The organism is Bifidobacterium dolichotidis (assembly GCF_003951975.1).
In the GTDB taxonomy this organism is placed as follows: Bacteria; Actinomycetota; Actinomycetes; order Actinomycetales; family Bifidobacteriaceae; genus Bifidobacterium; species Bifidobacterium dolichotidis.
In genome coordinates this window covers 46,752-68,934 of record NZ_QXGM01000004.1, presented here as the reverse complement: position 1 = coordinate 68,934, position 22,183 = coordinate 46,752, and the positions used below count along the sequence as shown (strand labels likewise).

17 protein-coding genes are annotated in these 22,183 nt (G+C 50.7%); 13 read left to right on the top strand and 4 right to left on the bottom strand.

Annotated features, from left to right (window positions below):
• The first annotated feature begins 6 nt into the window (after positions 1-6).
• Positions 7-726: a hypothetical protein gene (locus D2E26_RS07280; RefSeq protein WP_125964128.1), complete on the top strand. Its 720-nt coding sequence runs from the start codon at positions 7-9 to the stop codon at positions 724-726.
• 1,021 nt (positions 727-1,747) lie between these two features.
• Here D2E26_RS07280 and D2E26_RS07275 read toward each other — a convergent pair.
• Positions 1,748-2,524 carry a DedA family protein gene (locus tag D2E26_RS07275; RefSeq protein ID WP_125964126.1) on the bottom strand — a complete coding sequence of 259 codons (777 nt, stop codon included), beginning with the start codon at positions 2,522-2,524 and terminating at the stop codon, positions 1,748-1,750.
• A gap of 218 nt (positions 2,525-2,742) precedes the next feature.
• The gene (locus D2E26_RS07270; protein ID WP_125964182.1) at positions 2,743-4,311 is read right to left on the bottom strand and encodes a dolichyl-phosphate-mannose--protein mannosyltransferase; all 1,569 of its coding nucleotides are present in this window, start codon (positions 4,309-4,311) and stop codon (positions 2,743-2,745) included.
• Positions 4,312-4,331: 20 nt separating this feature from the next.
• Between D2E26_RS07270 and D2E26_RS07265 the strand changes: the two genes are divergently transcribed.
• Positions 4,332-4,757, top strand: a complete 426-nt coding sequence (locus D2E26_RS07265; RefSeq protein ID WP_125964124.1) for a hypothetical protein — start codon at positions 4,332-4,334, stop codon at positions 4,755-4,757.
• A 79-nt stretch (positions 4,758-4,836) separates the two neighbouring features.
• The gene (gene rsmI / locus D2E26_RS07260; RefSeq protein ID WP_420897214.1) at positions 4,837-5,808 is read left to right on the top strand and encodes a 16S rRNA (cytidine(1402)-2'-O)-methyltransferase; all 972 of its coding nucleotides are present in this window, start codon (positions 4,837-4,839) and stop codon (positions 5,806-5,808) included.
• Here the strand turns inward: rsmI and D2E26_RS07255 are convergent.
• Positions 5,798-6,142 (bottom strand): variant leucine-rich repeat-containing protein, encoded by a 345-nt coding sequence (locus tag D2E26_RS07255; protein WP_241218917.1) that lies wholly within the window; start codon positions 6,140-6,142, stop codon positions 5,798-5,800. The two genes, rsmI and D2E26_RS07255, sit on opposite strands and share 11 nt — an antisense overlap.
• 105 nt (positions 6,143-6,247) lie before the next feature.
• Complete coding sequence (locus tag D2E26_RS07250; protein ID WP_125964122.1) at positions 6,248-7,450, bottom strand: hypothetical protein; 1,203 nt, start codon at positions 7,448-7,450, stop codon at positions 6,248-6,250.
• 43 nt (positions 7,451-7,493) lie between these two features.
• Between D2E26_RS07250 and metG the strand changes: the two genes are divergently transcribed.
• From metG to D2E26_RS07200, 10 genes are all read left to right on the top strand, one after another.
• A complete protein-coding gene (gene metG / locus D2E26_RS07245) occupies positions 7,494-9,347 on the top strand; it encodes a methionine--tRNA ligase (RefSeq protein WP_125964120.1) in 1,854 nt (617 codons plus the stop codon).
• 849 nt (positions 9,348-10,196) lie between these two features.
• Complete coding sequence (locus D2E26_RS07240) at positions 10,197-10,643, top strand: PTS sugar transporter subunit IIA (protein ID WP_125964119.1); 447 nt, start codon at positions 10,197-10,199, stop codon at positions 10,641-10,643.
• Between the two features lie 128 nt (positions 10,644-10,771).
• Positions 10,772-11,041, top strand: coding sequence for a PTS sugar transporter subunit IIB (locus tag D2E26_RS07235; protein ID WP_125964117.1), 270 nt, complete (start codon positions 10,772-10,774; stop codon positions 11,039-11,041).
• Between the two features lie 111 nt (positions 11,042-11,152).
• A complete protein-coding gene (locus D2E26_RS07230) occupies positions 11,153-12,688 on the top strand; it encodes a PTS ascorbate transporter subunit IIC (RefSeq protein WP_125964116.1) in 1,536 nt (511 codons plus the stop codon).
• Positions 12,689-12,954: 266 nt separating this feature from the next.
• Complete coding sequence (locus D2E26_RS07225; RefSeq protein WP_125964115.1) at positions 12,955-13,401, top strand: PTS sugar transporter subunit IIA; 447 nt, start codon at positions 12,955-12,957, stop codon at positions 13,399-13,401.
• Between the two features lie 53 nt (positions 13,402-13,454).
• Positions 13,455-13,724: a PTS sugar transporter subunit IIB gene (locus D2E26_RS07220; protein WP_125964114.1), complete on the top strand. Its 270-nt coding sequence runs from the start codon at positions 13,455-13,457 to the stop codon at positions 13,722-13,724.
• 111 nt (positions 13,725-13,835) lie between these two features.
• Positions 13,836-15,380 (top strand): PTS ascorbate transporter subunit IIC, encoded by a 1,545-nt coding sequence (locus D2E26_RS07215; protein WP_125964112.1) that lies wholly within the window; start codon positions 13,836-13,838, stop codon positions 15,378-15,380.
• 600 nt (positions 15,381-15,980) lie between these two features.
• Positions 15,981-18,728 (top strand): glycoside hydrolase family 36 protein, encoded by a 2,748-nt coding sequence (locus D2E26_RS07210; RefSeq protein WP_125964110.1) that lies wholly within the window; start codon positions 15,981-15,983, stop codon positions 18,726-18,728.
• A 36-nt stretch (positions 18,729-18,764) separates the two neighbouring features.
• Positions 18,765-19,721, top strand: coding sequence for a TatD family hydrolase (locus D2E26_RS07205; RefSeq protein WP_125964108.1), 957 nt, complete (start codon positions 18,765-18,767; stop codon positions 19,719-19,721).
• 239 nt (positions 19,722-19,960) lie between these two features.
• Positions 19,961-22,183: a KUP/HAK/KT family potassium transporter gene (locus D2E26_RS07200; RefSeq protein WP_125964106.1), complete on the top strand. Its 2,223-nt coding sequence runs from the start codon at positions 19,961-19,963 to the stop codon at positions 22,181-22,183.

Below are 22,183 nucleotides of genomic sequence, written 5' to 3'. Positions count from 1 at the left end.
ACAACGATGGAAAACAATATGGTTCCTGGACCAGAAGAACAGCCTTCTGTACCGGACATAACGCCTGAAACAACTCAGATTCCAACTGGTGCAGCTTCTGCACTATTCCAGCAGCCAATGCAATCACCTACAACAGGTGCTGCTCCTCAACAGGTAGCGTCACAACCACCAACGATGCCGCAACCGCTGGCTCAGCAGCCATTGGTTCAGCAGCCGATGTCGCAGCAGTCAATGACGCAGCAACCAATAATGCAACCAGTTGCGGGTCCGAGTGCTGCGCCGAAGCAGCATGCTGTAGTGCATTTGCATATGTATGTGTTTGTGCTGTCACTGATAGGCGCATTCTTACTGGGTGCAATTGCGATGTTTGCTATCACTCGTGTTGCTGGACCATCGTCGTTCTCATTTGGGCCTTCTCGCAGTGAAAAAGTGTTGAAAGATGCGCATGAATCATGCCAAGGCGGTTTTGGATGGAAAACGAGGCTTGGTGAGGATGGATCCTCGCTATATCTCGAAGCGGGCAAGTATAAAGCACAGGATGCTATGTACTGCGTTGCTTCTGCAACGGATATGCCGTCTTCGGTAAAGCATCGGATTCTTCAAACCAATGCCTTTAACGGCGTGCAAACAGGGGAGTGGGATGAGTTTGAAGCCTCATGGACCTACGACGGTTCTGATGATTCAAATTCTGCTTTTACGCTATCCATATCGATAAAAGATGACTGAATCAATATGACAAACTGAGTCGATATGGAATAGCTGAGTCGATACAGCAGATACGTTGAGTAAGAAGGTGTTCAAATCCCTTTATTTTGAAGGTTTTCATCCTCATCGATGCAGCAATGCTTGGTTGCAAAACTGGAATGCAGCCAAGCATTGCTTTGTATGTGGATAACCTAATTGTGTATGAAGATCCTTTACGTCATGTTCGAATAAGCAATCTATTGAAATAATTCTGGCTGTGGAAAACTTTGGGGATAGTGACTTAAGTTGAACCATTAGGCAATGCCTCAAATCATCCATAACCATTGAAATAGCGATGGTCTTCAAGAGCGATGTAAATGTTGCATTTCCACGGTGTGATGAAATCGCAGATGCGTTTATCCACAAAGAACTTATGTGAGTAAGTATGTGGAAGCAGAACATATGGGGTATTGCGGATCTCGATCCATTTGCTAAGAACTTGTGGAGTATGGACTAGAGCTTATGTGAATAACTCATTTTTGAGGAGTATTAAAACGTGCACAGGCTGATTACAAAACTGGCATCCGTGTGTTGAGTTTGAGACCGTAAACCTGCATAAGAGGAAGTCTCCAAAATTCATCACACTGCTATGCTGTTTCGTGTTGCATACCGTGTGCCAGAATCATAGAAAATCGTTGGAATTACAGCGATCTAAAACATGTAGTACACACGCTTACTGTGATTTGCCTCGTATCAGTGTGAAATCAGCACGAGAATGATTCTTCTATGCACACGGTTACGGGCAACAATGCCGTAACCGTGTGCTTGCAGCAGCAGTAATCCGCTCTATTCCGCCAATTCTGCAGTTTCCAAACACACGCTTCTCCGTGCCAACTGCGATAGCAGTGTGCCGAACTTCTCAGACACTGCTGATGCAAGGTAAAACATGTGCATGAGCATGAGCAGAGGAAGCAGCACATCGCAACAAAGGTACAAATATAAAGCAAAAGCACCGAGCCGCAGTACATATTGCGACTCGGTGCTTCACACTACAAACAGCGAATTAGCGTTCCTCCGAAAGCTTCTCAGCATCGTTCATCAGATCAACGGATTCATCGAGCTGATTTTCAAGAGCTTCGGTAATGGAGTTGCTTGAAATCTCATCGTTTTCAGCAGCTGGCTTCTCACCGCCGAACTTTGCCTTAATAAGGCCCACAATCGTTGGAATCAGCGAGAGCACCAGAATGGCCACAATCACCAATTCGAAATGTTCCTGAACAGCAGGAATACCGCCGAAGAAGTATCCAAGCAGCGTGAACAGCGACGACCAGATGAAGCCACCCAGCATGGAGAATGGTGTGAAGCGAGCCCAGCGCATACCGGAAATACCCGAGATGAATGGCATAAACGTACGAATGAATGGGAAGAAGCGGCCCAGGAACACAGCCAGAGGACCCCACTTCTCAATCATGCCCTCAGTCTTCGCAAGACGCTCAGGCGTCATAGCTTTCACCTTGCCCGATTCAATAATCTTGCGGCCGAAGAAGTGACCAATGAAGTAATTGCACTGATCACCAATAATTGGAGCGCACCACACCACAGGCAATAGCAGCATCAATGGCAATGCTGATTCACCAGTTACGGCATCAGGAGCCGCAAAGAAACCAGCAGCAAACAGCAGCGAGTCGCCTGGCAGGAATGGGAAGAACACTACGCCAGTTTCAATAAAGATAATGAGGAAGATAAAGCCCAACGTAGGACCCATGCCCATAGCGATCCAACCCGCAATCGCACCGCGCGGGTCCTTGAGCAGATTGGCAATAAAACTGATGAACTGCATGACGTCCTTCTAAATTTCTTATCTCTTCTAAACCGAATAATCCGCTTTTTGGCGTTCCCGCGAACCAGAAGCCGCCAACGCGTAAATCTGCGAGTAGGCAAGAATGCTACCTTCTGGAAGCCTACCAGTCACATGGAATAGTCAGACAAAGCAACCGCATGAATTCAGATGACCTAGCAGAACCATAGAACTTCCTTAGATCATCCCTAGATCTGCTCTTAGATCCATGAACCCAACCACATATGCGCACGCCAGAACCAATATGGCACAGGCATTGCAGTCCAAATAGGGTAGAAGAACAGCGAAATCGCAAAAGCAACGCCAATAACGGCCCACCAAATCGCCAGCCATGTACCGCGCGAGCAGGCCTTACGCAGCTCGTTAGCAACATAAGCAATTGCTAATACCATCCAAGGCAGCAGCACAACCGAGTAGAACGTAAACGTCGTACGATTCAGATACTGCGCCCATGGCAGCCAACCGCCTAAGAAGCCAGCCATAACAGCCCAGATACGCCAGTCACCGTGCTTTGCAATAGCAATGCCAATAGCAATCACAGCACACAACGAGCCAGTCCACCAAATCAGCGGATTACCAAGCGAAGTCACAGCAGCTACACACTGTGATTGCGGTGAGAGTGAGCACATGCCTGGATGATCCGAAAGCTTCTCCCAATAGAAACTTGTTGGACGAATCTGCAATGGCCATGTCAGCGGATTGGCCTTGTAATCATGCGGCGCATCCAAGGTCGTATGGAACGTCCACATCTGCTGGTGATACGCCACAAACGAGCGCAATGTATTGGGCAGCCACAATGCGCCCTCATGTGGATGGCTGAGCGCCCAGTCGTGCATATACGAGTCGGAGTGCGTAAACCATGTAATCCAGTCGAGCAGATACGTGAGCCCGTACAGTGGCACCATATATACGGCCGACAGAATGCCGCCGCGCAGCAGGCCGAACCTAAACCACGGCCGGTATCCCACTTCTCGACGATTCCATGCATCCCAGCACACACTAATCACGCAGAATACAGCGAATAAGTAAGTGCCCGACCACTTCACGCCAGTTGCAAGGCCGAGCAGCACAACATCGCCCACGCGCGCCCACGAAAACGCAACAATCGGCCCGCGTGCGTTGAGTAGCATACGTGCCGGTTTCCCTTGCTGTTGCGCACGACGCGACTGCCAAGCCGGTGTCCAGCTCGCGTTATGCAGTTGAGAGTCACGCTCGAACGCTCGCTCAAGTTTGGCGCGCGCTTGGTCGCGGTGAATTAGTAACAGCAGGAACGCTCCGAGCGCGAGCACCATAATAAAGTTGTCAAGCAGTCCCGTTCGGCTCAGTACAATGCCCACGCCGTCCATGGCCATGAGCAGTCCGGCCATTACAGCCACGCTCGAGTTCTGAAACAGCCGCAACGTCGCTCTGGTCAGCAAAATGACGCCAATTATTCCTGCTATAGCAACAGATGCCCTCCATGCCATCGGATTCGACGCCCCACCGAACAGCTTCAAACCCCAAGCAATGAACCATTTACCCATAGGTGGGTGCACAACGTATTCGGCCGTAGCAAGCCAATGATTGGTGTCTCCCGCAGCAAAGGCATCGTTTACTGGCATAACTTGGCCATTGCTCACTACTTCATCAGGCCAATTGCGCTCAACACCAGTGTTGAGCATCGTCCAAGCATCTTTAACGTAATAGGTTTCGTCAAAAACCACTGCACGAGGCTGATCAAGACGGAAGAATCGTAAGAATCCTGCGAGTACTGCTACAAGCAGCGTCAATACCCAATTCCACGCCTTTGATGACAAGCCAAAAGGATGTGTCCTCTGCTCAAGATTCTGGTGCAACGCGCGATACCGATTCTGGCGCTTGCTATGGCGCGCAATATAACGTGCCGAAGCAGGTGAAGTACGAGGTGCTGCAGGCTGGGATTCCAGAGATTCTTGGGATTCTAGAGATTCTTGAGGTTCTTGAGGTTCTTGGGAACGCTGCGGTGATTCTGTATTCGTCTGATCTGGCTCAACAGCGTTCATGCATGGTCCTCTCTACGTACTTCAGCTCTCCTGAAATAACAGTCCTGTGCATGATGCAATACTGCTTGCATCGCCATGCAACGTTATGCATGAGCGTATTTGCAGTAGGCATCACTGAGTTACGCGTAACTCAAAGGGATATGGATAACGCTACTCGTAACTGCGCTACTTGCAACCGCAATACCTACAACTGAGCTATGTGTGAGAAATTCTGGATACCGCTTTGACACTACGGAGCAGTGGAAGACGGCAATAATGCATGGAGCCGTTGGTATGTTTAAAACTATGGAAACAGTGCGCAATGAGCAAGCAGAAGAACAACCAACGAAGCATGTGCATGCGGCACCAATTGTGCCAGAAGGCACTGTGGTCCTTGCAGCGACGCCAATCGGCAATACCGCTGATGCATCACGAAGGTTGGTAACGCTGCTCGAACAAGCTGACATTGTGGCAGCTGAAGATACGCGACGTCTGTATGCGCTCGCCAACCGTCTTGGCATTCATGTTTCTGGTCGTGTAGTAGCCAATCACGATCACAATGAACGTGGCAAGGCTGATGGTCTGCTTGATGAAGTAGAGCAGGGCGCAACGGTTGTTGTGGTCTCTGATGCAGGTATGCCAACGATTAATGATCCAGGTTTGGCCATTGTGCGTCGCGCTATTGAACGCGGACTGCCAGTGACTTGTGCTCCTGGCCCTTCTGCAGTGCTTGATGCACTTGCACTGTCTGGTCTGCCAACCGATCGTTTCTGCTATGAAGGCTTCTTGCCTCGCAAGCATTCCGAGCGTTTGCAGCATTTGCGTGAACTGCGTGTGGAGCGCCGCACCATTGTGTTCTACGAGACGCTGCACCGTATTGCTGATTCTATGGATGATCTGCTTGAAGTACTCGGCCCAGATCGACCGATGGCACTGTGCCGCGAATTAACGAAGGATTATGAGCAGATCCGTCGCGGCACCATTGCTGAAGTCCGTCAAAGCGTTATTGACGAACCACCTCATGGCGAGATGGTGCTCGTTATTGCAGGTGCTAGCGATGAAGAGGTTGCTGCCGCCGAACTTAACGGTCCTTCTGCAGCACTGAGCATTGAACAACTGGCTGAGCTGGCACAACAGCGTGCTGATGCCGATGGTGTACGCATTAAAGACGCCATTGCTACGGTTATTGCCGAACACCCAATGCCAGATGGTTCGCTTGTAAACCGTAAGCAGGTGTATTCAGCAGTGCTTGCTCTCAAAAACTGAATCGGAATGAGTCCTCTGTATGAGGCTTATGACGCCGTTGTTGCTTTCGTTGCGCAACGGCGTCATCCATAGAAGCGAACAAAATCTCAAAAGCCTGCTTTACCCCTGGTCCTCCAGCCTGTGACACATATTCCAATAGTTCTGCATCAGCAGCAGGATTAGCAATAAGCCATTTCCTCAGTTCTGGTGCAGTACGAGCAATATGCCATAACAACTCAGCAGGAGTGGATTCATCGACAGCCAGTAAAGGTGTTAATCGAATTGGTGCTGGAGGAGGAGTATTGCGCTCGCCATCCAGAGGCGAATGGGATTGAGATGGCTGCTGCTTCGCCAAGCCAAGAGTGCGTTGGCTATGCAATCGCCGCGATGCACGGTGTCTGCGCCAACACAAGCGCTTATGCTTACGGTTGTTCTGCGAAGCATTCCTAGAGAGCAGCATTTACGCCTCATAATCTTGAATAAAGTCTTCATATGCTCCTGCATCCCATAAATCGGACTGCGCAGGAACGCCAAAGAACGCAAATACTCGCTCGGCTTGTTGGGTATTAGGCAAGAACTTCAATTCATGCAAAACAGCTAGGCATTCTTCATTGGTTACGCCATAGATAGTCATGATTTTGCGCGTTACTTCATCAAGTCCGGTAGTAAAGAACTCATCAGCAGGCAACATAGCCAAATCACAAGCAGTGCGTACTGGTGACGTAATTGCAATAGAACCAACTTCTGAAATATGTTCTGGTCTAACTGCACGCGCAAATGGTCGGACAGGTCGGTCATAAATTGTTTTTCGATAATGTGCTGACGAAACCACATCAAAGGAATCAGGGAAGTCGCCGCCAATCCAAACCCATGCAGCAGTAGTTGCACAAGCAATCGTTTCTGTTGGCATAATACTTTTGAGCAGTCGAGCACGACCATAGAGTGAATTCGTTGAGGCCACTAAAAATGAGTGATACTCATCAATCGGTTGCAGTACGCCAGCTCGAACTAAGTGTTCATGACTTAATCTACCTGGCAAGTCGTCGCAGTGAATTAATGGATTATCAAGCGTCGGCCCGCGATACCTACTGCGACTATCAGCCGGCTGCGCTGCTTGATCAGGTCTACCTATTGGTCGAGTACCTGCGTGACTGCGGCGACGGCTTGGTGCGGACTTCTGTTTCTGCGTTTGTTGCTGCTGCGTCTGCTTGGACTGAGTTTTACGCTTGGCACCAGCTTTTCCTGTGCCTGCCTTCCCGGTACTAGCTCTTCCTGTGCCTGTTCCTTCTGTGCCATCTCTTCTTGTGTTGCTTCCTTCTGCAATGGCTACTGGAGTGCCATGTCCTGCAGTGTCATACTCATTGAGCCCTGCAAGCGATGCGCTATTGAGAGCAGTTTGGGCAAGTTCTTCTTTGATATGAGCGGCATGAGTACCGCGAACAGTGCGGGTATTGCGATCGGGATGTGAGGCGCGGCTGAGTTTCAATCTTTCGTCGTACAAACTATTCATAGCTTCGGAATCGTAAAAGACGACCAACGTAAAACAAACGGACCACTTATGGCAGTGCATAACTGCAACTGCACAGCCACATAAATTAATCAAAAAACTAACAACGTTTGCACAACGAACTAATCGAATGAGAGGAAATTGTTCAGAGGACATGTGAACGCTTGCGGTGTCTCGGCTGACTCTGATAATCGGGCTTATGAGTCATATTATGGTGAATGTTGCATGGCCGTATGCAAACGGTCCCCGTCACGTTGGTCACGTGGCTGGATTTGGCGTGCCATCAGACGTATACGCACGTTATGAACGTATGAAGGGTAATGACGTGCTCATGGTCTCGGGCACGGACGAGCACGGCACTCCAATCCTTGTGGAAGCAGACAAGGAAGGCATTACACCGCAAGAACTTGCGAACCGCTACAACCGTGTGATCGTCAATGATTTGTGCAATTTGGGTCTGAGCTACGACCTGTTCACGCGCACGACGACGAAGAACCACGAGCACGTGGTGCAGGAAATGTTCCGCCAGTGCCTCGAAAACGGTTACATCTACAAGGGCACGCAGAAGGTTGCAATCTCGCCATCGACGGGTCGTACGCTGCCAGATCGCTACATTGAGGGCGAATGCCCAATCTGCCACGCTCAGGGCGCTCGCGGTGATCAGTGTGATAACTGTGGTAACGAGCTCGATCCAGATGAGCTGATTAACCCAGTTTCGAAGATTAATGGCGAAACTCCTATTTTCCAGGAGTCCGAGCACTACTTCCTCGATCTTCCAGCACTTGCTGAAGCTAACTTGGCATGGCTGAAGACGCGCAAGGATTGGCGTACGGCTGTTATTAACTTCTCGGTCGGTCTGTTCAAGGAAGTCAAGCCACGTGCCATTACGCGTGATATTGACTGGGGCATCCCGATCCCAGTGCCAGGCTGGATTGACAACCCTAACAAGCGTCTGTACGTGTGGTTCGACGCTGTTATCGGCTACCTGTCGGCTTCGATCGAATGGGCTCGCCGTAAGGGTCAGCCTGAGCTGTGGCGCGATTGGTGGAACGATCCAAAGACGCCAGGCTACTACTTCCTTGGCAAGGACAACATCACGTTCCACTCGCAGATCTGGCCTTCTGAAATCCTCGCTTATAACGGCAAGGGCTCGAAGGGCGGCAAGCCAGGTGAGTTCGGTGAGCTGAACATGCCTGAGCAGGTTGTGGCTTCTGAGTTCATGACGATGGAAGGCAAGAAGTTCAGCTCTTCTCGCGGCATCGTGATTTACGTCAAGGATCTGCTGGCTCGTTACCCAGTGGACGCTGTGCGTTACTACATTTCGGTGGCTGGCCCAGAGAACTCCGATGCTGACTTTACGTGGAGCGAGTTCGTGCGTCACAACAACGAGGAGCTTGCTTCGTCTTGGGGCAACCTTGTGAACCGTGTGGCTAACTTGATTCACAAGAACTTTGGTGAGATTCCAGCTCTTGACGAGTCGGAAATGACTGAACAGGATCATGCACTGCTCGACGAAGCTCTTGAGATGTTCAACACGGTTGGTGACCTGCTCGACCGTCACCACCAGAAGAACGCTCTGCTCGAAGCTATGCGTTTGGTGGGCGACATTAATAAGTACATCTCGGCTACCGAGCCTTGGAAGATTAAGGACAACCCAGCTCGCCTCGGTACCGTGCTGCACGTCGCCGCTCAGGCTGTTTCGGATGCAAACCACTTGCTCGCTCCGTTCCTGCCTCACTCTTCTCAGAAGGTTTGGGAAGCTTTGGGTGGCAAGGGTACGTTCTCCCCAATGCCGCACATTGAAGAGGTCACCGATCTCGATGATCCTTCCTTCAGTTATCCAATTATTACTGGAGACTACGTGCTGGGCGAGAATGTGCACCCATGGGCACGCGAAACTGTTGAGGTTGGCGCAGCAGTTGCTAAGCCAAAGCCAATTTTCGCTAAGATCCCACCTGAGGTTGTGCAAGAAGAGCTCGATGCTTTCGCTGAGCAGATGGCTGCTCGTAAGAAGGCAGAGGCTGAGCGTTTGGCTGCTGAGCAGGCAAAATAAGCATTATTTTGCTGGCCGCATAGTCACAGCAGCATAGCTGGTGAAGATTGTTAGGGTGTCTAGTCTCGAGCTAGACACCCTTTTTCGTTGGAAAATAGGGGATTTGAGCCCCTCGATGACTAATTTATTTGCCAGATTTTTGGCATTATGTGTTTATTTTGAGTAAATACAGCGTTTTCCCAGTTGAGGATATTGTTCTTTTCAGGGTTTCGCGGTTTCATAATAACTGTCAGCAATCAAACCTGCTGGCGAGGTTCTTGAAAGAACCCCATAACTGAACCCTTCTTCTCTCTTCTCTCTCAGCCGACGGCTTCTCACCGTCGGCTTTCTCTTTTCTTATACACAAGTCTTCCTTACCTTGATACAAACCACAAGATGACGTAAATCACATCGAACATGTTCGATATTGCTTGACATGGAATCAATGAAATGTGACTGAACCAAGTTTTTTAAGAGTTCGATGAGGTGTGGAAGCGTGTACTGGTTTAGGGAAAGTACTGCAACAAACTCAAAATCTGAATACTTGAATTAGATGGATTTTATTTCATTTAGGAAATTCTGTTTTCGAATTAACGCATTTTTTAAATAACGGGCTGTATTTAACCGATATATACAGAAATAATGGATAAATAAAGTGGCATAGCTCTTGTTTTAAGTGCTAAACAATATGGCGATAATTCGGTATTTAAGTAAGGGAATTGGTACTGATTAGCATTCTGCTAGTGGTAAAAACCTTCACTGTTTTACAAGGTTGCAGTAACTGTCGGCGTTACACTGACGACCGATACATGCTGTGATGATGCAGCATGATGCATTGCGGCGAAGTTGCCGCTAGAGAGGGTATAGAGTATGGCCGATTTCAGTACATTCTTGCCTGATAGTGCGTTCGCACTCGATGTTGAGGCAAAGGACTGGCGCGAAGCAATCAAGCTTGCAGGTAAGGGTCTTGTGGATGCAGGATTCACAACCGACGATTACACCAATCAAATGATTGAAACCGTTGAAAAGCTTGGCCCTTACATGGTTATTACGCCAGGACTTGCACTCGCACATTCGCGTCCTTCGGATGCAGTGCTGCACACGGGACTCAGCTGGGTTCGACTTGCTACGCCTGTTGAGTTCGGCAACAAGGCTAATGATCCAGTGTCGCTCGTTATTGGTCTTGCTGGCCGTGATGAGAACGAGCACCTTGAGGTCATGTCGGCAATTGCTAAGGCATTAATGGACCAGAAGAAGACGGCACAGCTTGCGGCAGCGCAGTCGCCAGCTGAAATTCGCGCCATTCTCGAGTCCTGAGGTAATTCACAACCTGGGGCAATTTACAACCTGGGGTAATTCACAACCTGAGGTAATTCACAACCTGAGGTAATTCACAACCTGAGGTGATTCACAACCTTAGGCAATTGAAAAAGGAGGAAATCACTATGGATATTCTTTGCGTTTGCGGTATGGGCATTGGTACTTCTGTGCTGCTGAAGATGAACGTGGAACAGGCTGCTGCTGATCTGGGTATGGATGTAAACGTCACGACCTCGGATGCAGGTAGCGCTAAGGGCACGGCAAACATGAACGATCTGGTGCTGACGAGTGAGGAACTTGCTCCAGAGCTCGAGGGCACGAGCACGCCAGTCGTCGCCATCACGAACTTCATGGATATGGATGAGATTAAGGCAGCCCTCGAAGAGCACGCCTGATCACACGATTACGGTCGGCTCACTGTCGAGCCGGCCGTACAACAACATAATTCAATCTGATGTGAGCTCAGAGAGGCACTTGCATCAGAACAATGGGGGAGAAGAAGAACAATGAATGTTCTTGTAACAATCCTGAACTTTATTAGCCAACAGATTCTTAATGTTCCTGCATATCTGATTGGCATTATTGCGGCAATCGGTCTGATTGCGCTGAAGCGCTCGGCTGGCCAAGTGATTTCTGGCGCTTTGAAGGCAGCAATGGGCTACCTGATTCTGGGTGCTGGTGCAAACGTGGTTACGGCATCACTTGCACCATTCGGTACCTTGGTTTACAAGGCAACCGGTGCTCAGGGTGTTGTGCCAACGAACGAGGTTATTACGGCACAGGCTGCTGCACAGTTTGGTGCGCAGAGCGCTTATATCATCGTGCTGAGCTTCATTATTATGCTGCTCATCGCAAGGTTCACGCCACTGAAGTACATCTTCTTGACTGGTCACCACATGGTGTTCATGTCGATGATGCTCGCACTCGTACTGTCTGTTGGCTTTGGCGCAAAGAATCAGGTTCTGGTTGTTATCGTCGGCGCACTGCTGATGGCAGTCATGATGGTGGCTATGCCTGCATTTACGCAGCCATTCACGAACCGCATTACTGGTTCTGACAAGATCTCGGTTGGCCACTTCAACTCGCTGGGCTATGCCGTCTCTGGTGCACTTGGCTGCGCAGTCGGTAAGAAGTCGAAGTCGACTGAGGATATTGACTTCCCTAAGTCGCTGAGCTTCCTGCGCGATTCCATGGTTTCTACGACGCTGCTCATGGTTGTGCTGTACCTGATCTTCGCTATTTGGGCTATTTTCGTTACCCCAGCTCAGGAGCTGTTCAAGGTCTTTGCAAGTGCTCCAACTGATTACGGCGCATACATTATGGCTGCATTCGCTCAGGCACTGCAGTTCGGCATTGGCGTCAGCATCATCCTTTACGGCGTTCGCTTGATCCTCGGTGAGCTCGTCCCTGCATTCCAGGGTATTGCTCAGAAGGTTGTTCCAGGCGCTAAGCCAGCTCTCGATATTCCAATCGTGTTCCCTTATGGTCCAAACGCATCGCTGATTGGCTTCCTTTCGTCGTTCGTCGGCGGTCTGGTCGCCCTTGGTGTTATTGCTCTGTGGCTCGGCCCTGTTTGGGGTATGGCTCTGATTCTGCCTGGTATGGTGCCTCACTTCTTCGATGGTGGCGGTGCTGGCGTCTTCGGTAACGCAACGGGTGGCCGTCGCGGTGCTGTAGTCGGTGCATTTGTGAACGGCATGCTGATTACGTTCCTGCCAGCTTCGCTGATGGGCGTTATGGGCGAATACGGTGTCTCCAACTCGACGTTCGGCGATGGTGACTTCTGCTGGTACGGCTCGGTTATCGGCCGTATCGTCAACCTCGGCGTAACGCCAGGCGCAATTGGCTCGATTATTTTCGCCATTATCATCTTCATTGCTGCATGGATTTGGCAGGTCAAGGTTGTTGATAAGGGCTGGCAGCCAGCTAAGGAGCATTTCGCATTCATTGAGAGTGTGAAGGCTGAAGAAAAGGCTGCTGCAGCTAAGGAGCGTGAAGCTAAGAAGGCAGCACGTGCTGCTGCTAAGGCTGCAAAAGAATAAGTACTAGTGCGTTAACGCAACAATTGCTGTAAAAGTGGCGGTAAGTTTCTAAGACTTACCGCCATTTTTTATGCCGAATTTACGGCTTCAACATTTCGGGAGGCTTCGTAGTTCTCGCTGGCATTCACAAAATTTTCACTCTTTAGTAAAAGGTTTTACCAAAATAATCTTGCGCATTCGAACGCTCTTACGGTAGCGTGCAATACGTGCCGCAATGGTGCGGCACACCACATCGCGGTAACGGTGCCGCCTAATCAAGGGGTGACATGGCTGATTTCAGTAATTTCTTACCTGATACTGCATTTGCGCTAGATGTTGCAGCACAAGATTGGCGTGAAGCAATCACACTTGCTGGTAACGAGTTGGTAGATGCAGGTTTTACCACAGATGAGTACACCACTCAGATGATTGAAACTGTTGAAAAGCTCGGTCCTTATATGGTTATTACGCCAGGACTCGCTTTGGCTCATGCACGCCCTTCTGACGCGGTTTTACACACTGGCTTGAGCTGGGTTCGCCTCTCTACTCCTGTGGAATTTGGTAGCAAAGCAAATGATCCAGTGTCACTCGTTATTGGTCTTGCTGGCCGCGATGAGAATGAACATCTTGAAATTATGTCGGCAATTGCAAAAGCACTGATGGATCCTGCAAAAACGGCGCGGCTTGCAGCGGCACAGACACCAGCCGAAATTCGATCAATTCTTGAATCCTGAGCATTCAGAGATTTCAACACCAACAAACAACTACAAAGAAAAAGGAGAAAACCATGGATATTCTTTGCGTCTGCGGTATGGGTATTGGCACTTCGGTACTGCTCAAGATGAATGTGGAACAGGCTGCTGCCGATCTGGGTATGGATGTGAACGTCACCACTTCTGATGCAGGTAGCGCTAAGGGTCAAGCCAATATGAATGATCTCGTGCTGACAAGTGAAGAGCTCGTTTCAGAGCTCGAGGGCACAAGCACTCCAATTGTTCCTATTACGAATTTCATGGATATCGATGAAATCAAGGACGCTCTGGAAGACTACGCCTAAGCATAAGGGGTAAGGCCATTTCAATGACGAAGTTGGCCGATTAAATAGGTAATCGCCAATGCGAGGCAAAGGGGATACTCGCATTGGCCCTTAGGGAGAAAGAAGAACACGATGGATGTTCTTGTTGCAATTCTTAATTTCATAAGCCAACAGATTCTTAATGTTCCTGCATATCTGATTGGCATTATCGCGGCCGTAGGCTTGATTGCATTGAAGCGTCCTGTCGGCCAAATTGTGTCCGGCGCACTGAAAGCCGCTATGGGCTACCTGATTCTGGGTGCTGGTGCAAACGTGGTTACGGCATCACTTGATCCGTTCGGCACTCTCGTCTACAAGGCAACCGGTGCTCAGGGCGTTGTGCCAACGAACGAGGTTATTACGGCACAGGCTGCTGAGCAGTTCGGTGCACAGAGTGCTTATATCATCGTGCTGAGCTTCATCATCATGCTGCTCATCGCAAGGTTCACGCCACTGAAGTACATCTTCCTGACGGGTCACCACATGGTGTTCATGTCAATGATGCTCGCACTTGTGCTCTCGGTCGGCTTCGGCGCAAGCAACCAGCTGCTGGTCATTATTGTTGGCGCACTGCTGATGGCTGTGGTTATGGTGGCAATGCCTGCATTCACGCAGCCATTCACGAACCGCGTTACGGGCTCCGACAAGATCTCGGTTGGCCACTTCAACTCCATTGGTTACGCTGCTTCGGGCGCTATTGGTTGCGCAGTCGGCAAGAAGTCGAAGTCCACTGAAGACATCAACTTCCCTAAGTCGCTGAGCTTCCTGCGTGACTCGATGGTCTCCACAACGCTGCTCATGGTTGTGCTGTACCTGATCTTCGCTGTCTGGGCTATTTTCGTGACCCCAGCAGAAGAGCTGTTCGCTATTTTCGCTAGCGCGCCAACTGACTATGGCGCATATGTGATGGCTGCATTCGCTCAGGCACTGCAGTTCGGCATCGGCGTCAGCATCATTCTCTACGGTGTGCGTCTGATCCTCGGTGAGCTCGTGCCAGCATTCCAGGGCATTGCTCAGAAGGTCGTTCCAGGTGCAAAGCCAGCTCTCGATATTCCAATCGTCTTCCCATACGCTCCAAACGCATCGCTGATCGGCTTCCTCTCGTCGTTCGCTGGCGGCCTCGTGGCACTGGGCATTATCGCTCTGTGGCTCGGCCCAATCTGGGGTATTGCCCTGATTCTGCCAGGCATGGTGCCTCACTTCTTCGATGGTGGCGGTGCCGGCGTCTTCGGTAACGCAACGGGCGGTCGCCGCGGTGCTGTGGTTGGCGGTTTCGTCAACGGCATGCTGATTACGTTCCTGCCAGCTTCGCTGATGGGCGTTATGGGTGCTTACGGCGTCTCCAACTCGACGTTCGGTGACGGTGACTTCTGCTGGTACGGCTCGATTGTTGGCCGCATCGTCAACATCGGCGTCATGCCAGGCGCTATTGGCACGATTATCTTCGCAATCATTCTGTTCGCCGCTGCATGGATCTGGCAGGTCAAGGTCGTCAACAAGGGTTGGCAGCCAGCAAAGCAGCACTTCGCTTTCATTGAGAGCGTCAAGGCTGAGGAGAAGGCTCTTGCTGCCAAGGAGCGCGAGGCTAAGAAGGCTGCTCGTGCTGCTCAACAAACATCGGATGCAGCACAGCAATGAGTTTGTGCATACACGTGAAACAACACATATGCGCAGATAACTCAACAGCATGAGCCAATACGAGGCTCAATCAAGACAAGGTGGTGGTAAGTCATTAGTGCTTACCGCCACCTTTGCTATAGCGGATGCTGTGATGAGTGTGAGAACGAGTGTCAGGATGAGTGTGAGAACGAGCATCAAAGCGGATGCTGTAGCAATAAGTATTAAGTCCAGTGAAAAGTCATGCAAGAGGCCATAATTAAGCCTCACAACCAGCGATAGCAGTGCACTGAACCAAGCAACCGTACAGCGTTGTACGCACGGTTTAGGTGTTCATGGTGAGACCACACAGTGGACATTTTTGAAAAATACATATAATCACTGTTGCTATTGACTTACGAAACTGAAACGGGGGTACTCAAAGGGGTATGAAAAAGTAGATGTAACTGTTTCACTCGTGAACTCGAGCAAGAAGCCGCGCGGAAACTCGTACAATGCCAATAACAGTGGTTATCAACATGGCTAAAGAGATTCCACAAGCAATGGAGCGGAAGCAAGCGCGGAGAACGGTCAATGACGGAGTAGCGGTAAGCGACGGAGCAACGTAAGAGGCGTATTCATATGCAACAGAACGAACCAACAAGCGGTGAGAGGGATCGCCACGACTCGCAAGGTCCTGTGGATAATCCACCGGCTTTGGGCTTGCTGCATGACGATTACACGGCAGTGCCGGGCGCAGCATGCTGGGACGGGCGAAACGAAATTGATGCGATTATCGCGTCGGTGGAGCATGGCTGCACGAGGCTGGAGCCCGATTGCTACGGACGTTTCACGTGGGGCAATGGCATTGTTTCAATGACGTTCCAGACGACGGACGATGGTCCAGTGCGCCTGCTGGGGCTTTCAGGTCGAGGCATGGCTGACGCGGCCGATCTTATTACTGAATCGGCGCCGTCCGGAGTAGTGAGCCATGCGGCCGTATCTGGTAAAGATTTAGATCGTCGCGAGGTCGGCACGTTTGGTCGCATGGAACCGACTGCTGATTCGTATGACGATGATGAGGACGATGACGGCGACGGTGCAGTCTATGGCTCTGCAGACGGCTTGGTTTATAGCTCGCCGCATACGAGCGACGTTGATTACGATGAACGTCTCGATCTCATGTCGCCAGAAGATGCGATTGATCCCAATATGCCAATGGGTGAGCCAGATCCTCAGCCGATTGTGGTTATGCGTTCATCGCGCGATTCGGGCGCTGATAGCCGTCTGAAGCTGGCAGTATCGGCAGCAGGTCGAAAGCTGCGTTTCTCGGGCGCTTATGCGTTCGCGCCGGGGCAGTTCCGTAAAGATTGCAAATGGCATGACAACGATGACGAGCGTCATCCAGATCAGCCAGCCACATTAGTTATTGTGCAGAAAGACGAACTCGAAGATATTCCGATCGTAGTTTCTGTATTCCAAATGGCTGAGGGCTTGAGTGCGGTGCGCACGTATACGCTCGCTCATGCGAACTCGAAGTATCCGCTTGAGGCATTGTCATCGATGAATATCACGCTGCCGCTTGCCGCAACAGGCGTCAATGTTGATGACGTGCAAGTCTATTACGGCGACAGCTCGTGGGCATTGGAAAATGATTGGCGCTGCACGCCGCTGCGATCTACAACGCTCAAAGATCGTAATTATCGCGCCAATCCTGGCATGGGTTCGGCTCGTTTTGCGCGCTCGAGTACCTCAACGTGGTCAACAGGCGAGTATTTGCCAACCGGCATTATTGAAGCTTTTGATCCAACGCAGGATGAGATTCCGTTCTCCTTTATGTGGCAGATCGAAACGAATGGCGCTTGGGAATGGTCTATTGGTGAAGATGCGCCGGGCTTGCGCGTTAGTGCGTACGGCCCAGAATGCCACGATCACGCGTGGTATACGATGCTCGATGAATCCAATATTTTCCGCACCGTGCCCGTAAGCTTCACGATTTGTAAAGGCGATTGGCGTGCGGCGGTTGCTGAAATGACGATGCATCGCCGCGCACTGCGTCATGCTCAGGCTGAGTTTTGTGGCCGCTTGGATGACTACAAGCGTGAGCAGCAGCTCGTGGTGTACAACGATTATCTGGATACGGTTAACGGCGATCCTCGATTGAACAAAGAAGTGCCGCTTATTGATGGTGCTGCAGCCGCTGGTGCTGATGTGTTCTGCATTGACGCCGGCTGGTATGACAGCGATGATCTGGGCTGGTGGAGCACAGTTGGCGATTGGCTGCCATCGTCGAATCGTTTCGGCGAGCTGCGTATGGCTGGCGTTACGCATTTGATTCAGGCCAACGGTATGCAAGTCGGCCTGTGGATTGAGCCAGAAATTGTGGGCGTGCATTCGGCGGCCGCTGTTGAGCTGCCTGATTCCGCGTTCATTTGCCGCCACGGGGAGCGTGTGGGTGATCGTAGCCGCTACCATCTCGATTTCCGCTCGCCAGTTGCGCGTGCGCATGCTACGGCTGTTATTGAGCGTTTGATTCACGACTTTGATGTGCGTTATTTCAAGTTCGACTACAACACGATGCCGGGCTCAGGCCCCGACGAGGGCTCCGATTCCGTGGGCCAGGCTCTGCTCGAGCATTGCCGCGCTGTGCTCGACTGGATTGATTTAATTCGTGTCCGTCACCCTGACGTCATTATTGAGAGCAGCAGTTCGGGAGCAATGCGCGCTGATTACGCCATGCTGTCGCGTCTTGATATGCAGTCGACTTCTGATCAATGCGACCCTGAGATTTATGCCAGCATTGCCGCCGCGTCTGGACTGACGGTCTTGCCAGAACAGCAAGGTCACTGGATCAACGTCAAGCCAGATATGGACGACGAAGCAGCGGTATTTGTGCTGGCTACTGGCATTCTGTCACGTATGCATTTAACGGGCTTCTTGGATCAGCTTGGTGATCTGCATATGGAACTCGTACGTGAAGCCGTTGGCTTGCATCGCACCGTGCTCGAAGATCAGCACAATATGGTGCCTTGGTACCCCTATGAATTACCAGATTTCAATGGTGCATGGCTTGTTTCTGGTTTGCACCATGATCTCAATATTGCGAAAACAACAGATCCAGAACTGGCAGAGCGTATTGAAACAGGACATACCTACGATTACGTGACTATCTGGCGTAGGTATGGTGCGGAATCAATGTATTTAGATGTGCGCGAAAATGCACATCTGGAACAGGTGTTCCCAGATCCTGCGCATCATCAGCGCTATGCGCCTGAAGCCAAGCCATGGAAAGTGGAACGCGTTGACGGTACCACGGTGCGCATAACTGCAGCAGCATGGGATCGTCCGAGTGCACGTGTGTTTAAAGTGGTGTATGACACAGACGAATAAACAATACTGAACATAACAGAATGAAGGTGAACGGTCTTGGCTAAAAAGCATAGAGATCGTAGTTGGGCACCGGCACCAGAAAGTTTGCCTGCTGATGCTCATGTCATTGACAACCACACACATGTGGCTTCGGTGGTGCCATTTAGCCGCGCAATGAGTCACGAAGCCGTCAGCAAGGGTCAGCCAGAAGTTCCCGTGTATAGCGTGGATGAGCTTCTGGCTCAGGCTGCTGCTGTTGGTGTTGAAGGCGTGATTGATTGTGGCTGTGAGCTGCCAAATCTGATGACCGCAGTCAATATGGCTATTGATCATCCAGATCAAGTGCATGCAGCAATTGCTATTCACCCGAATGAATCAGTACTGCACGGTCATCGAGGCGTTCCTGGCCCAGATGGCCTTCCAGTGCGCTATAAGCCATGGCATGATGTGCCATTTGATGAAGCTATGGCAGAAGTAGAACGTATTGCGCGTGCATTCCCAGACCAAGTGGTGGCCATTGGTGAAACCGGTATGGATCTGTTCCGTACTGGCGAAGGAGCAGCAGAACTACAGCGCCAAGCCTTCCGTGATCATATTGCGCTCGCAAAAGAGCTGGGTATCGCTCTGCAGATCCATGATCGCGATGCACATCGCGAAGTTATTGAAACGTTGCTTGCTGATGGTTCGCCAGAGCGCACCGTGTTCCATAGCTATTCTGGCGATACGGAAATGGCCCAAATTGCTCGTGAACAGGGCTGGTACCTGAGCATGAGCGGTGCCAGTAGCTATAAGGGCAACGATGCTATTCGTGAATCGGCTCGCATTGTGGGTCTGAACCACGTCATGGTAGAAACCGATGCCCCATATTTGACTCCTATGCCGTATCGCGGACGCACTAATGCTCCATATATGATCCCATATACGCTTCAGGCTCTTGCCCAGCATCTGGATATTCCAGTAGCCGATGTTGCACGTGGAACACGTGCAACAACACGTGAGGTATATGGCATTTAACGCCTTCTATGGCAGACCGAACACTATTGAGCAATACGCATAAAGTTCAAAATTGCCCAATAGGTGCGATATTTGCTCGACAGACCTGCAAAGCGCAGTATGATGCCATTCGTTGCCGAGATCCAAGGACTCGACAACGTTGCTAGAAGCATAGGCGATTTGCAAAGGTCTACCAAACGTCCTAATGTTTCCGTCTGCTTTATATTCGGTGGGTTTATCTCGCTGTTGAAAGGAAGATAATGTCGCAACCGTCACAGGCGGGAGGTTGTGAGGCACTGCTTACGCAGGCTGTCCGTTACACCAATGCACCCCGCGTCTCGTATCGGTCGATGACCAGCGAAGAACGTCGTGAAATGCGTAACTCCGCAAAGCGTATGAACTCGGTACAGAACACTGCAACAGCTGGTTCGACCACGAACTCCGCTGCTGGTGCTGGTACCGATACCAGTGCCGATTCCAATGGTTCGCAGAAACCACGTATGAACGGTCGCACCAAGGTTACGGCCGCAATGGCTCTGATCGCGCTTGGTGTCGTCTATGGCGATATTGGTACGTCGCCACTCTATGTGTGCCAAACGTTCTTAGCCGGCCAAGGTGGCTTGCACCAAGCTACGCATGACTCGGTTATTGGCATGATGTCGCTGATCTTCTGGACGATCACACTGATCACCACAATCGAATACGTGCTGATCTGCATGCGCGTCGATAACAAGGGTGAGGGCGGTATTTTCGCTCTGTACTCGCTGCTGCGCAAATATGGCGCTTGGCTGCTTGTTCCAGCTATGATTGGCGGCTCAGCCTTCCTTGCTGATTCGGTGCTGACGCCAGCAATGTCAATTTCCTCAGCAGTTGAAGGTTTGCGCACGCTTCCAGCGTTTGAAACAATCTTTGCCGAGAATAAAGAACTGACGCCAATGATCACCATCATTGTGCTGCTCGTACTGTTCTCAGTGCAGTCGCGCGGTGTAGAACGCATTGGTAAAGTCTTCGGCTCCGTAGTGCTCGTTTGGTTCCTGTTTATTGGTATTCAGGGTGCTTTGAACTTGGCTAATGACTGGAGCGTGCTGCGCGCACTGAACCCTGTCTATGGCGTCAAGTTCCTGTTCAGCGGTCAAAACCATGCTGGTATTGCATTAATGGGTACGGTGTTCCTGGCTATTACTGGTGCTGAGGCACTGTATTCCGATATGGGCCATGTGGGCCGTGGCAATATTTATGCGACGTGGCCATTCGTCAACCTGTGCCTCGTGCTGTGCTATTTCGGCCAAGGCGCTTGGATGATTCACAACGAAGAGAACCCTTCGTATGTGACGACTGTGCCAAATCCATTCTTCGAAATGATGCACCCGAATATGCGCTTTATTGCCGTGTTCCTTGCAGTGGCCGCCGGCATTATTGCTTCGCAGGCTCTGATTTCTGGTGCATTCACGATTGTGTCTGAAGCTACGCGCCTTAACTGGATGCCACATCTGCAAGTGCGCTACCCAGCTCGTACGCGTGGCCAGATTTATATTCCTGTTATTAACACGGTGCTGTGCGTCGCCACCATTGGCGTCATGCTGCTGTTCAAGGATTCGGAGCACATTGCTTCGGCCTATGGTCTGGCACTGACGATCACAATGATTATGACGTCCATCCTTGTGACCGTCTATCTGTGGCATATCCGCATGCATATTGCTGCTGTGCTGTTTGCCATTCTGTTCCCATCGATTATGGTCATGTTCTTCATCTCGTCGATGGCCAAGTTCCTGCATGGTGGTTGGTTCACGATGGTGCTCATGATCGTCATCCTAGGCATTATGTACGTGTGGAACGAGGGTACAAGGCTCGAACGTGCGCAGCGTCGTCATATGCGTCCAGAAGACTGCTTACCAGTGCTGCAGCGCTTGCACGACGACGATTCGATTCCATATTTCGCCGACAACATCGTCTACTTGACGAGCGATATGGATATGAAGCGCATTGATACTGATGTGTTCTTCTCGATTTTCGCTGACCATCCAAAGCGCGCCCGCGCATGGTGGGCTGTTTCAGTGGAAACTGCAGATGATCCGTATACGCGTGAATACCAGGTTGAGAACTTCGGCACCGATTACATGTATCGCGTGCGTTTGAAGCTCGGCTTTAAGGTACAGCAGTCGGTTCCTGCCTACATTCACCAGATTATGCATGACTTAATTAAGTCGGGTGATCTGCCAATGCAGAAGTCGGTGTACCCGAAGGTGGATTCGGATCCTGATATTGGCCCAATTAAGTACGTGCTGATTCACAAGGCTTTGATGCCTGAGTCGAAGGTTTCGACGCGTGGCGCTTGGTCGCTTGAGATGAAGTACGCCATCCGCCACGTTGCTGGTTCGCCAGTGAAGTGGTTCGGCTTGGCTCCGTACAACCCACTTATTGAAGTGCAGCCGCTGTTCTTGTCAACGGTTCGTCCTCCTCGCTTAAAGCGTGCTGAGGCTTAG